Origin of the sequence: Acidisphaera sp. L21, from assembly GCF_009765685.1 — a bacterium.
Classification (GTDB): domain Bacteria; phylum Pseudomonadota; class Alphaproteobacteria; order Acetobacterales; family Acetobacteraceae; genus LMUY01.
In genome coordinates this window covers 58,918-71,291 of the sequence record NZ_LMUY01000045.1, presented here as the reverse complement: position 1 = coordinate 71,291, position 12,374 = coordinate 58,918, and the positions used below count along the sequence as shown (strand labels likewise).

General features: G+C 66.6%; 16 protein-coding genes and 1 pseudogene. 13 read left to right on the top strand and 4 right to left on the bottom strand.

Annotation, left to right across the window (positions count from 1 at the left end; all coding sequences use genetic code 11):
* The 3 genes and pseudogenes from GSQ76_RS31720 to GSQ76_RS09995 form a co-directional block, all read left to right on the top strand.
* Positions 1-240: pseudogene (locus GSQ76_RS31720) on the top strand (nitroreductase family protein); the annotation flags it as partial.
* Complete coding sequence (gene tsaB, locus GSQ76_RS10000; RefSeq protein ID WP_158743760.1) at positions 241-888, top strand: tRNA (adenosine(37)-N6)-threonylcarbamoyltransferase complex dimerization subunit type 1 TsaB; 648 nt, start codon at positions 241-243, stop codon at positions 886-888.
* Positions 885-1,289 carry a GNAT family N-acetyltransferase gene (locus tag GSQ76_RS09995; protein ID WP_254070332.1) on the top strand — a complete coding sequence of 135 codons (405 nt, stop codon included), beginning with the start codon at positions 885-887 and terminating at the stop codon, positions 1,287-1,289. The genes tsaB and GSQ76_RS09995 overlap by 4 nt, the downstream gene beginning before the upstream one ends.
* Here GSQ76_RS09995 and GSQ76_RS09990 read toward each other — a convergent pair.
* Positions 1,286-1,507: a sulfurtransferase TusA family protein gene (locus GSQ76_RS09990; protein ID WP_158743759.1), complete on the bottom strand. Its 222-nt coding sequence runs from the start codon at positions 1,505-1,507 to the stop codon at positions 1,286-1,288. The genes GSQ76_RS09995 and GSQ76_RS09990 overlap by 4 nt on opposite strands.
* Before the next feature lie 105 nt (positions 1,508-1,612).
* On the opposite strand from GSQ76_RS09990, the gene GSQ76_RS09985 reads away from it, so the two are divergent.
* The 6 genes from GSQ76_RS09985 to GSQ76_RS09960 all read left to right on the top strand — a co-directional run bounded on the left by GSQ76_RS09985 (position 1,613) and on the right by GSQ76_RS09960 (position 6,518).
* Positions 1,613-2,026 (top strand): MucR family transcriptional regulator, encoded by a 414-nt coding sequence (locus GSQ76_RS09985; protein WP_158743758.1) that lies wholly within the window; start codon positions 1,613-1,615, stop codon positions 2,024-2,026.
* Between the two features lie 102 nt (positions 2,027-2,128).
* Positions 2,129-2,617, top strand: a complete 489-nt coding sequence (locus GSQ76_RS09980) for a Fur family transcriptional regulator (RefSeq protein ID WP_158743757.1) — start codon at positions 2,129-2,131, stop codon at positions 2,615-2,617.
* A 26-nt stretch (positions 2,618-2,643) separates the two neighbouring features.
* Positions 2,644-3,450, top strand: coding sequence for a GNAT family N-acetyltransferase (locus GSQ76_RS09975; protein ID WP_158743756.1), 807 nt, complete (start codon positions 2,644-2,646; stop codon positions 3,448-3,450).
* A 2-nt stretch (positions 3,451-3,452) separates the two neighbouring features.
* A complete protein-coding gene (locus tag GSQ76_RS09970) occupies positions 3,453-4,391 on the top strand; it encodes a 2-hydroxyacid dehydrogenase (protein ID WP_158743755.1) in 939 nt (312 codons plus the stop codon).
* Positions 4,391-5,947 (top strand): apolipoprotein N-acyltransferase, encoded by a 1,557-nt coding sequence (lnt, locus tag GSQ76_RS09965; RefSeq protein WP_158743754.1) that lies wholly within the window; start codon positions 4,391-4,393, stop codon positions 5,945-5,947. The genes GSQ76_RS09970 and lnt overlap by 1 nt, the downstream gene beginning before the upstream one ends.
* Positions 5,948-6,071: 124 nt before the next feature.
* Entirely contained in the window at positions 6,072-6,518 is a 447-nt protein-coding gene (locus GSQ76_RS09960; RefSeq protein WP_158743753.1) for a helix-turn-helix domain-containing protein, read from the top strand.
* Positions 6,519-6,552: 34 nt separating this feature from the next.
* On the opposite strand, the gene gshB is transcribed toward GSQ76_RS09960, so the two are convergent.
* Positions 6,553-7,536: a glutathione synthase gene (gene gshB / locus GSQ76_RS09955; protein ID WP_158743752.1), complete on the bottom strand. Its 984-nt coding sequence runs from the start codon at positions 7,534-7,536 to the stop codon at positions 6,553-6,555.
* Between the two features lie 114 nt (positions 7,537-7,650).
* Here gshB and GSQ76_RS09950 point away from each other — a divergent pair, with 114 nt between their 5' ends.
* The 4 genes from GSQ76_RS09950 (at position 7,651) to GSQ76_RS09935 (ending at position 10,179) form a co-directional block, all read left to right on the top strand.
* Positions 7,651-8,100 (top strand): hypothetical protein, encoded by a 450-nt coding sequence (locus GSQ76_RS09950; protein WP_216850979.1) that lies wholly within the window; start codon positions 7,651-7,653, stop codon positions 8,098-8,100.
* Positions 8,101-8,156: 56 nt separating this feature from the next.
* Positions 8,157-8,774, top strand: coding sequence for a general stress protein (locus GSQ76_RS09945; protein WP_158743751.1), 618 nt, complete (start codon positions 8,157-8,159; stop codon positions 8,772-8,774).
* A gap of 98 nt (positions 8,775-8,872) precedes the next feature.
* Positions 8,873-9,601 (top strand): hydroxyacylglutathione hydrolase, encoded by a 729-nt coding sequence (gene gloB / locus GSQ76_RS09940; RefSeq protein ID WP_158743750.1) that lies wholly within the window; start codon positions 8,873-8,875, stop codon positions 9,599-9,601.
* On the top strand, positions 9,598-10,179 hold the full coding sequence (locus tag GSQ76_RS09935) for a glutathione S-transferase family protein (protein WP_158743749.1): 582 nt from the start codon (positions 9,598-9,600) through the stop codon (positions 10,177-10,179). The genes gloB and GSQ76_RS09935 overlap by 4 nt, the downstream gene beginning before the upstream one ends.
* On the opposite strand, the gene GSQ76_RS09930 is transcribed toward GSQ76_RS09935, so the two are convergent.
* A complete protein-coding gene (locus GSQ76_RS09930; RefSeq protein WP_254070331.1) occupies positions 10,176-11,519 on the bottom strand; it encodes an MFS transporter in 1,344 nt (447 codons plus the stop codon). The genes GSQ76_RS09935 and GSQ76_RS09930 overlap by 4 nt on opposite strands.
* A 184-nt stretch (positions 11,520-11,703) precedes the next feature.
* Complete coding sequence (locus GSQ76_RS09925) at positions 11,704-12,342, bottom strand: hypothetical protein (protein ID WP_158743747.1); 639 nt, start codon at positions 12,340-12,342, stop codon at positions 11,704-11,706.
* Positions 12,343-12,374 lie beyond the last annotated feature (32 nt).

The following is a 12,374-nucleotide window of genomic DNA, read 5'->3' as shown; positions in this document are numbered from 1 at the left end:
GCGGAAACAGCGTTCCGCAACGGCACGTTGCAGGGCGCCTACCTCATCATGGCGGCGCGCGCCCTCGGCCTCGATACCGGCCCGATGAGCGGCTTCGACAAGACCAGGGTGGACGACGCCTTCTTCGCGGCGAGCGGCTGGAAGACCAATTTCCTCGTCAATCTCGGCCATGGCGACGGCACGGATTTGTTTCCACGCGCGCCTAAGCTGACATTCGACGAGGCCTGCGTCCTCCTCTGAATGCGCCTGCTGGCCCTGGATGCCGCCCTCGGCCCGTGCTCCGTCGCCCTGGTCGCGGACGGCGTCTGTCTAGGTATGTACCGCGGAGAAGATAGCCGCTCCGCCACCTCGCTCCTGTCGGGCATGGTTCAATCGCTGCTCCGGGATCATGGGGCAGGGTTCGACGCCGTGGCGGTGACGGTCGGGCCGGGCAGCTTCACGGGCCTGCGCGGCGCCCTCGCTCTGGCGCACGGCTTGGCGTTGGGGGCGGGCGTTCCCGTGGTCGGCGTAACGGTAGCCGAGGCATTTCTGGCCGACGCAGCGCCCGGTGAGCATCGCACCCCCTGGGTCGCTGTGGACACCCGCCGCACCGGCCGTGTCTTCCTCGGCCAGGGAACAGCCATGGCCGCCATGGCACTCGATGCGCTGCCGGTGCCGGACGGCCCCATCATCGTGTATGGGGACGCTGCCGATGCCGTGGTGGACCGCCTGCGACAACGCGGCGCCATCGCGACATCATCCGGCCAACCAGCGGTCAGCGTGCATGCAGTGGCTCTCGTCGCCGCCCGGCGACTCGCTGGCGGCCTGGCCCCCTGTGACGCGGTCCCGCTCTACGTCGAACCGCCGGAGGCACGTCCTGCCGCCGCCATGCGACCTGCCCCGGCGTGACCCCGTGCGGCGACCTGCATCGTCCGGCGCTCGTCGCAATACACGCCGCCGCCTTTCCCCCGGCGGAACAATGGGCCGACAAGGCGATGGCCGAGATTCTGGCCATGCCCGGCGTGTTCGGCTTCATCGAAAACCGTGGCGGCATGATCCTGGCCCGCGCGGTCGCCGGGGAGGTGGAAATCCTGACCCTGGCCGTCGCCCCGCAAGCCCGGCGCCGAGGTATCGGTCGCGCATTGGTGGCCCAAGTGGCATCCGCGACGCCGGGGCAGCCGATCTTCCTGGAGGTAGCAGCCGATAACGCCGCGGGGCAGGCGCTCTACCGCACCGCCGGTTTCCTCGAATGCGGGTGCCGTCGCGACTACTACGGCCCCGGGCGAGATGCGCTGATTTTGCGTCGCTAGTGGCGCCGAATCACCACGATCGTGGTGCCATCCGCTGCATCCTCGGTCGATACGATCGTATGACCTTGCTCGATCGCCGAACGCGGAACGTTGCGTCGCGGCTCGTCCCCCCGCAGTACGACTCGCAGCAACTCGCCCGGGGCGAGACGGTCCAGCGCGATCCGAGTACGCACGTATGTCATAGGACAGAGTTCGCGCGTGATATCTATGTCAGTCATACGCAATAAGTCCCTTACAAGGCGGTTATTTCAAGCATTCGACTGTTGCGAAACTTCCAAATCGGTTTGTATATGGCGCGCCTTTACCTTTTGGAGTGATCGAATATGGCCGACGACGCCGCTTCACTGAACATTCTGACCCTGACCGCTCAGATTGTTTCAGCTCACGTCGGGGCCAATTCTGTTTCGCCGGAAATTCTACCGGATTTGATCCGCGATGTTTACCGTACAGTCGCCGGGCTCGGTGCAGCCCCCGCCGCAACGCCGGAGCGTCCGCAGCCTGCAGTCCCGGTGAAGAAGTCGGTGTTCCCCGACTACATCGTCTGCCTCGAAGACGGCAAGAAGCTGAAGATGCTGAAGCGTCACCTGATGAGCTCCTATAACATGACGCCCGACCAGTATCGGGAGCGTTGGGGCCTCGGTTCCGACTACCCGATGGTCGCGCCGAACTACGCCCAGCATCGTTCTTCGCTGGCCAAGAAGATCGGTCTCGGTACCGGCGGCCGCGCCGCGGCCTAATCAGGCAGTTTAGCGGGGCCGGCCCCGGGGTGGTGCTGTCAAGATTGGACAGGCTGCCTCGGTATCGGCTACGCCGTGCGGGTAGTCGTAGCCAGGGAAACGATGGAATCGCGCATCGAGCGCTTGTGCGTCGAACGGGGTCTAAAGATGACCGGGCAACGCCGGGTCATTGCACGTGTGCTATCCGACGCCGAGGATCATCCAGATGTGGAGGAGTTGTATCGCCGCGCCGCTGCGCTGGACGAACGCATCTCCATCGCTACCGTCTACCGCACGGTACGCCTGCTGGAGGAGAAGGGTATTCTCGCCCGCCGCGACTTCGGCGGCGGCCGCGCACGGTACGAACCGACGGCACATGGCAAACACTACCATTTGATCGATGTGGAGACCGGCAAGGTCATAGAGTTCGAGGACGCGGAGCACGAGAGGCTGATGCAGACCATCGCCGCCCGTCTTGGGTTCGACCTTGTGTCGCATCGGCTGGAACTGTTCGGCAGCAAGCGCCCAGCCAAGACCGTAAGCGCTGCACGAGCCAGCACGGCGGCCGAGCCCGGTGCCCCGATCCCGCCCGACCGCAGGGTTCATCGGTGAGGGTGGATCGCCCTACCGTCACAGAGATGCCAGGGGATCGAACCTCGAACCGGTCTAGCTTCGGCGAGTTGCGGGCCGGCCATCTGGGCCTGCGCATCGCCACCACGCCGGACGAAATCGACGCCGTGCAGGCCCTGCGCTACCGCGTGTTCTACGACGAGATGGGCGCCGAGCCGGACGCCGCCGCCGTTCTGTCCCGCCGCGACTGCGACGCCTACGACGCCGTGGCCGACCATCTGATCGTCGTCGACCACGACGTCAGCGACGGGCCGGACGGCGTGGTCGGCACCTACCGCATGGTGCAGCGGGAGGGTGCGGCCATCGTCGGCCGATTCTATTCCGCCGCCGAATACGATATCGCCCCATTATTGAGCTTTCCGGGCCGCATCCTGGAACTGGGCCGCTCCTGCGTAGACGTGCGCTATCGCGGCCGGGCCGTGATGCAGTTGCTGTGGCGGGGCATCGCCGCCTACATCTTCGCCAACGAAGTCGATCTGATGTTCGGCTGCGCCAGCCTGAATGGCACCGACCCGGACGCCATCGCCGCCGAACTGACCTTCCTGCAGCACAACCATCTGGCCCCGCCGGCGCTCCGCCCCCGCGCCGTGCCCAGCCGCTACGTGGACATGCGCCGCCTGCCGCCGGAGCAGATAGACGCCCGCCGCGTGCTCACCACCCTGCCTCCCCTCGTAAAGGGCTATCTGCGCCTCGGCGGCATGGTCGGCGACGGCGCCGTCATCGACGACCAGTTCAACACGATCGACGTTGCCATCGTGGTGAAGACCGACCTGGTGACCGGGAAATACATCGACCACTACAAGCGCACGACCTGAGCATGCCCCAATTCAACGTCGTCATGACGGCGCCCCGGCTGGCCGAGGCGGCCGTCGCCGTGCTGGAACACGCCGGCTGCACCATCCACTACATGCAGGCCTATCCCTCGGCGGAGGCCGTGGCCGAGCAGGTGCGCGCCTGCACCGCCGACGCAGTGCTCACCCGCCAGGGCCCGGTGATGGCCATCGCGATGGATGCCTCGCCCAAGCTGCGTGTGATTGCCCGGCACGGTGTGGGCGTGGATGACGTGGACCTCGCCGCCGCCGCCGCCCGCGGCATCGTTGTCACCCGCGCCCCCGCCTCCAACACGCCTGCGGTGGCCGAGCACACCATCGCCATGGTGCTGGCCCTGGCCAAGCAACTGCGCCCCATTGGCGCGGCCCTCGCCGCCGGCGCCTGGCGCGAAGGCGCGCCCCCGGTGCGCGACATCGCCGGGCTGCGGCTGGGCATCGTCGGCAACGGCTCCATCGGCCAGGCAGTGGCCCGCCTTGCGGAGGCATTCGGCATGGTGGTCACGATGTGCCGCACGCCGGGCAAGGGCGGCATCACCTTGGCGGAGATGCTGCCCCAGATCGACGTCCTGTCGTTGCACTGCCCCTATTCCCCCGCCACCCACCACATGATCGACGCCGCCGCCTTGGCCGCGATGCCGCCCGGCTCCTTCGTCGTCAACACCGCCCGCGGCGGCTTGATCGACGAGCCGGCCCTGCTGTCCGCCCTCGACACCGGCCACATCGCCGGCGCCGCCTTCGACGTGTTCGAGCAGGAGCCACCGCCCGCCGACCACCCGCTGCGCAGCCACCCCGGCATGATCGTCACCGCGCACATGGCCGGCACGACCCCGCGCTCGCTCACCGCGATGGGCGTGATGGCCGCCGAGTGCATCGCAGCCGTGCTGAGCGGCCAGCCGGTTCCCCCCGGGCGAACCGTGCAACCCTGATGCGCCGCTGGCCCACACAGTTTTCCAGCTATCTGGCCTCCCTGGCTGGATGGCGTGCCGACATTGCGGCCGCAATCCTTGGCGCATTGTCCGCCGCGGCCTTGCCGCCGGTATACGCCATCCCCGTACTGCTGATCAGCCTGCCCGGCCTTCTGGCCTTGGTGGACAGTGCCAAGACCTGGGTAGGCGCCCTGCGCCGCGGCTTCTTCTTCGGCCTGTGCCACCACATCCTCGGCCTCTACTGGATCACCGAGGCGATCCTCATCGAATCAGCGCGCTACTGGTGGCTGGTGCCGCTGGCGGTACCGGCCTTGTCGGCCCTGATGGCCCTGTTCATCGCCGTTCCCTGCGCCGGTGCCCGCCTGGCAATTCCCGGCTGGCATCGTGTGATGCTGTTCGCCGGGCTGTGGACGCTGGCCGATCTGGCCCGGCAGTTCATCGGCACCGGCTTCCCCTGGAATCCTTGGGGCAGCGTGTGGGCCATCCCCGGCTTCATGGGCGACGTGATGATCCAGCCAGCCGCCTGGCTGGGCGCGCCCGGCCTCACCCTCGTCACAGTATTGCTGGCTGCCACTCCGGCGCTCGGTGCGCGCTGGCTTGCCGGCGGCGGGGTGGCCCTGGTCGCCTGGATCGCATTCGGCATTCACCGCCTGGACCAGCCCATACCCACTGCACCCGGCGTCAGCGTCGTGCTGGTTCAGGGCAACGTCCCGCAGACCGACAAATGGGACCGCACGATCGCCGCCACAGTGTTCAACCGCTACCTCGCACTCACGGCGGAGGGAGTCGCCGCGGCCAAGCGCCAAGCCCCGAACCAGGCCATCGCCGTCGTATGGCCGGAAACCGCCAGCCCCTATCTGCTGGGCCAGGACGCCGGTGCTCGCGCCGCCATCTGGCAAGCAGCTACCCCGGCAACCGCCGTCCTGGCCGGCAGCATCCGCTTCGATGCCGCCGGCGAACCCTTCAACACCTTGTTCGCGCTGAACGGGCCCGACAGCATCGCCGGCACCTATGACAAATGGCACTTGGTGCCATTCGGTGAGTTCCCGCCGAGTTGGGTGCCATTCTCGGTTCAGATCGTGCCCGGCCATCTCGCCTTCGGCAGCGGTCCGAAAACGATCGACGTTCCCGGCCTGCCGCCCTTCGGCGGGCTGATCTGCTATGAGGCCATCTACCCGGCGCAACTCGTCGACGAGGATCACCGGCCGGATTGGCTGGTCAACATCACCAACGACGCCTGGTTCGGCAATTCCACCGGCCCGCGGCAGCACCTGATGGCCGCCCGCATGCGCGCCGTGGAAGAGGGGCTGCCGCTGGTTCGCGCCGCCAACACTGGCATCACCGCCGCCTTCGACGCCTCTGGCCGCGAGCTGGGACGCCTGCAACCTCGGGTGGCAGGGCAGATGGTGATCAACCTACCAGGGCAACGCGGCCGCACGCCATTTTCCCGGCTTGGTTTAGGCATCCCGCTGCTACTCGCGCTTGGCGCTTGTTCATCTGGATTAGGTTTTGTCAAAAAAAGAGATCGAAACAGATTTTTCGGGATGAAGATCTAAAATCGCGGTAACGTCCAAAGTTAGCGATCGATTTATTGACAATTCGCGGTTGTGCCTTTAACCAACCCTTCATACGTCAGGCACGCCGCTATCCGGCCGCCGGCGGGAAAGGGCGAAAGTGAGTATGGCTGAGCAGGTCGAGAGCCGTCCCAGCCCCGTGGATGTTCATGTCGGGGCGCGTATCCGTCTTCGCCGCACCCTCATGGGCATGTCGCAGGAGCGCCTTGGCGACGCATTGGGCCTGACCTTCCAGCAGGTTCAGAAATACGAACGCGGCGTCAACCGGGTTGGTGCCTCCCGCCTGTTCGACCTATCCCGCATCCTTGATGTTCCCATCAGCTTCTTCTACGACAACATGCCTGATTCCATGGTCGGCCCGTCCGGTGTCGCACAGCAGAACCGCCCCGCCATTCAGGGCTTTGCCGAGCAGCAGGAGGGTTTCGGGAGCGACGAGACCTTCACCAAGCGGGAAACGCTGGAACTCGTGCGCGCCTATTACCGGATCACCGACCCGAATGTGCGCAAGCGCATGTTGGACCTCATCAAATCGATGGGCCCAACCGACGATTAGATCCGCGCCTACCCGTGTCGTCTGAGGGGCGCGTCTAAGCCAGCCGCTTCTTCTCCTCGATCTTGTCCCAGATCGCCGCCGACAGATCGGCCCCTCCGAACCGGGTAAACTCCTGCAGCCCGGTGGGGGAGGTGACGTTGATCTCCGTCAGCCAGTCGCCGATCACGTCGATGCCGACAAACAGCAACCCCTTTTCCCGCAGCAATGGCCCGATCCGGGCGCAGATCTCCTTGTCGCGTGCGGTCAGCTCCACCGCCTCCGGACGGCCACCCACATGCATGTTGGACCGCGCCTCGCCCTCCGCCGGGACCCGGTTGATCGCACCCAATGGCTCGCCATCCACCAGGATGACCCGCTTGTCGCCCTTGCGCACCGCCGCCTCGTAGCGCTGGATCATCAACGGCTCGCGGGACCTCGCCCAATGCATCTCCAGCAGGGAGGCTAGGTTCTGGTCATCCTCGCGAATACGGAACACCCCGGCGCCGCCATTGCCGAATAGCGGCTTGACGATGATGTCCTTGTACTCGGCCCGGAAGCTGCGGATCGCCTCGGTGTCCCAGGTGATCAGCGTCGGTGGCATCAGATCCGGAAAATGCGTCACCAGCAGCTTTTCCGGCGCGTCCCGCACATTCGCCGGGTCGTTCACCACCAGCGTCTTCGGGTGAATATGCTCCAGCATGTGGGTGGCGGTGATGTATGCCATGTCGAACGGCGGGTCCTGCCGCATCAACACCACATCCATCGTCGCCAGGTCCAGCCGCACTGGCTCGCCGAACTTGTAATGGTCGCCCTTCACCCGCTGCACCGTCACCGGCTGCGCCATCGCGGTCAGCCGTTCGGTATTGGGCGCACCTGGGGACACCTTGCCCTCCCGCAGGCTCATATGGCGAACCTCGTAATGCCACAGGACGTGACCGCGCTTCTGCGCCTCCAGCATCAGGGCGAAAGTCGAATCGCCATCGATATTGATCGTCTCGATCGGGTCCATTTGGACGGCAACTTTGAGCGGCCCGGGCATGGTGCGTTCCGTAACAGTGTTTGCCGCACACGTAGCAGATCGCAGGCCGGAGGGAACGGTGCACGCCTTTGCCCGTTCTAAGGGGGACGCCAAACGAAGAACAAAGGATTTGCTATGAAGCTTTCTCTTACGGCCGCGGCGTTGGTCCTGGCGAGCGGCGTTGCATTCGCCCAAGGCACCAGCACACCCGCGACGACTGGCTCGGCCGCAACCACTAGCCCGGCCGCCCCCATGGCTCCCCCCGCAGCCATGTCCCCGACCGCCACCGGTCAGGCAGGCGCGCAGACCCCCGCGGCGGCGATGAACACCACCCCGCAGACCAGCTCACCCAGCCCAAGCTCCGTGCAGACGCGGAACACCACGCACCGCACCGCGGCCGCTCCCGTCGCCGGGCGTAACAGCTTCACTATGAGCCAGGCGAACCGCCGCATCAGCGCGGCCGGCTACACCAAGGTCATGGGCCTGAAGAAGGACAGCCAGGGCATCTGGCGCGGCCAGGCGCAGAAGGATGGCAATCCTGTCGCCGTATCGCTCGACTACCAGGGCAACGTCACCGGCCAATAGGCCGCAGACGCCGTCCCACAACGAAACAACCTACAACGAAACAAACGGAGGGTGCCATGCGCACTGTTGCACATCTGTATGACAACTACTCGACCGCACAGCAGGTCGTGAACGATCTCGAGGCTGCTGGCTTCTCGCACGAGAACGTCAGCCTCGTCGCCAATGAGGGCGTGAGCAGCACCGCCCCCGTCACGGCCGACCCGATGGTCGAGCCCGCGACCGGCACTGGCGCCGGCACCGGCGCTTCGATTGGCACGATCATCGGCGGTGGCGCCGGCCTCCTCGCCGGCATCGGCGCGCTGGCGATCCCCGGCGTTGGCCCGGTCATCGCAGCTGGGTGGCTGGTGGCCACGCTCACGGGCGCTGGCGCGGGTGCCGCGGCCGGTGGCCTGCTCGGCTCTCTGACGGGTGCAGGGCTGTCGGAGGAGCATGCTCACGTCTATGCCGAAGGCGTTCGCCGCGGCAGCACGCTGGTATCGGTGCGTGCCGATGAGGCTCGCGTGACCGAGGCGGAGGTGATCATGACCGGTCACGGCCCCGTCGACATCGCCGACCGCGGCACCGACTACCGCGCCGATGGCGGCTGGGACCGGTTCGACGAGTCCCGTGGCGCGCTGACCGCTGACGAACTCGCCGCCGAACGCTTGCGCATGTCCACCCGCGCCGGCATCTAACTGGCGCATCGAACGCCAGGCGGGGAGGGCCTCGCCTCGCGTTGACGTTGCGCTGTTGCCCGGTGGTGCTAAACCACCGGGTCAAACAGGAGCAGCCCATGACCGTCAGCGCGCAGGCCATCCCCATCCTGTCGGACAACTACGCCTGGCTCCTCAGGGACGACGTCACCGGATTCACCGCGATCGTCGACCCTGCGGAGGAGTTGCCGATCGCCGCTGCCATCGATGCCGCGGGCGGGCGCCTGGACGCCATCATCCTCACTCACCATCACGATGACCACATCGCCGCCGTGGCGCCGATCCGGGCGCGTTACGGCGCCAAAGTGATTGGCGCCGCCGCAGACGCGCACCGCCTGCCAAAGCTCGACCAGGCTGTGAAGGAGGGCGATACCGTCGCCATTGGCAGTGCCAGCGCCCGCGTCATCGACACGCCGGGTCACACGGTTGGCCACATCTCTTATTTCATCGAGCCCGGCGCCGTCCTGCTCTGCGGCGACACCCTATTCAGCCTCGGCTGCGGCAAACTTCTAGAGGGGACCGCATCCGACATGTTTGGCAGCCTGCAAAAGCTGGCAACTCTACCCGGCGAAGCGCTCGTCTGCTGCGGCCACGAATACACTCAGAGCAATGCAAAATTCGCCCTTACCGAGGAGCCGGACAACAGCGCCCTGGCAACCCGCGCCGCCGAGGTCGCGAGCCTGCGGGCCGCTGGTAAGGCCACCGTGCCGTCCCGCCTCGCAGATGAAATGACGGAGAACCCCTTCCTTCACGCGCACGACGCAGCCAGTCTGGCCGGCATACGCAGGCGCAAGGATCATTTCCGTTGAAACTCCTCTACCAGCCGTCCAGCCCGTTCGGCCGCAAGGTCATGGTATGCGCCATCGCGCGCGAGATCGACGACCAGATCGTCACCGTGCTCGCCGGTGGGGAGAGCGAGCCGGTGGTGGGCGTGAACCCGCTGGGCAAGATCCCATGCCTGGTCGCCAATGACGGAACCGAGCTATACGACAGCCGGGTCATCTGCGAATTCCTCGACGGCGTCGGCAGCAGCATCCCGCTATTTCCGGACCACGGCCTGCGCATGCGGGCGCTTCGGCTGCAGGCACTGGCGGACGGCATATCCGACGCTGCCGTACTGCGCCGTGGGGAGCAATCCCGCCCGTCCGAGCCCGCGCGGGACGACGTTATCGAGAAGCAGAAGCGCAAGGTCGCCCGTTCGCTCGCAGTGCTGGAGGCGGATGTGCCTGCCGACCATCTCGACATCGGCACTATCGCGGTGGCCTGCGCGCTCGGCTACCTGGACCTGCGCTTCGCCGACGAGCCATGGCGCGATGCCCATCCCGCCCTGGCCGCCTGGTTCGCCAAAATGATGGAACGGCCCTGCCTGGCGCGCACCATCCCCTAACGCGGGCGTCGCCCGCCGCTAACCTCCGCCCCGGCCGAACGGTCGAGCCGGAGGAACCATGGGATGGACGATAGCGATAGCAACCCGACCACCAGGAACGCCGGCGACACGTCCTGCGTCGCCAGCGACGTCCCACCCCGCCAGGCTAGGCTGATGTGCAGCAGCAGGGCAGCGAACCCCACGCCCAAGCTGAGGCTCACCTGCTGGGCCGTGCTCGCCAGGCTGGTGGCGCGGCCCATCTGCGGCGGCGCAATATCGGCATAGCCTAGCGTGTTCAGGCTGGTGAACAACAGCGAGCGGAAGAACCCGCCGATCAGCAGCATCACCAGGATCAACAAATGCGGCGTGGTCGGGCGGAACAGCGAGTAGCTGCACAGAAACAACCCGTTGAACACCGCGCAGCCGATCAGCACCCGGCGGAAGCCGAACCAGCGCACGATCGGGTGGATCGCCGCCTTGTTCAGCAGCGCCCCGGCCGCACCGGCGAAGCTCAACAATCCCGCCGCCAGCGGGGTCAGCCCAAACCCGATCTGTAACAGCATTGCCAGCAGGAACGGGATCGCCCCGAACCCGAGTCGGCAAAGCCCGCCACCGAACGTCGCCGCGGCAAAGGCCTGCTGACGCAACAGCCGCAGATCCAGGATCGGGTGGGCGCACACCCTCGCATGCAGCACATACAGCGCCCAGCACGCCGCCCCACCGAGCAACGTCGCCGCCACCGCCCAGTTCGGCATGCTGTCGCGCCCGATGGTCTCGAACCCGAACACCAGAGAGGCCAGCCCCACGCCGGACAACAGAAATCCCCGCCAATCCAGCGGCGGCACCGCGCTCTCCCGCACATTTGGGATCATCGTCAGCACAAGCACGATGCCAAGCGCCCCGGCTGGCAGGTTGATGAAGAAAATCCAGCGCCACGAGAAGAACGTCACGATGAACCCGCCCACCGGCGCGCCCAGTATGGAGCCGAACACTGCCGGCGCTGTCAGAAACGACATGGCCCTCATCAACTCGCCCTTCGGCACCGTCTTCAGCATCACCAAGCGGCCCACCGGCACCATCATGGCGCCGCCCATGCCCTGCAGCAGCCGCGCGCCGATCAGAAACCCTAGGGAGTGTGCGGCGCCGCATAGCAGCGAACTGGCGGTGAACACGCCGATGGCCGCGGCGAACACGCTACGGGCGCCATACCGATCGGCCACCCACCCGCTGACGGGAATGAACACGGCCAAGCTGAGCAAGTAGGAGGTAATCGCAAGATTGAGCCGCGTCGGCTCCTGGCCCATCGACTGCGCCATGGCGGGCAGGGCGGTGGCGATGATCGTGGAATCGAGCTGCTGCATGAACAATGCGCAGCCTACAATCAAAGGTATGAGCACGCTGCCGGTGGCAGCGACCACCGGTATTCTCGCTGTTTCGCTTCCAGACCCCATCCAACGCACCATCGGCCGATTGCGGGAACGGAGCAAGAACCTCATCTGGTAAACGCATCGAAGCCCCGCAACAAAATGTAACGGGGCGCTGGCGCTATTTCTTCGGGTCGAACCCCAGGAAGCCCGCCGAGGGCACGGCCGCGCCGCCATTGCCGGCAAAAAGCGCAGGCGCCTGCCGGTTTGCGGCGGGCGCGGTCTGCGCGCGCGCGGCAACGGTTTGTGCCCGGGCCTGGGCGCGTGCCTCTGCCTTGGCCTGCGCCTCGGCCTTGCGACGATCGGCCGGGCTCATCGGGGCCGCGGCATCCTGCGTCGGCGGGCCGCCGCGTTGCCCACCACTGCCACCGCGCAGCGACAACAACAGGAACGAGATGTCGTTGCGACCCAAATCCACCGACAGTTCCAGCGGCGTCAGCCCCAGCAAATTCGTGCCATCTAAATCGGCCCCGCGGGAAATTGCGTCCCGTGCCGTGAGGATATCGCCGCGGTTGATCGCGTCGAACAGCGCCTCCGTCGGGGGCAAGTCGGCGGCCGAGCGGTCGGCTGGCGCCACCGAGTCGGGCCGCGCCCGCGCGCCGGGCACCGCGGCCGGCGGTGCATCGCTCGCCCGCGGCACCTGTACTGGCTTCGGCGCGCCAGACCGGATGCTCTGCTCGTTAAAGTCACGCTGTGCCAAGGCTGGCAGGGCCAGGAAGCTGACGGCGATCAGGACGGGCAGGCCGAGTGTCGTGCGCATGAGTGGCGTTCTAGACAGATCCGTCACGGATT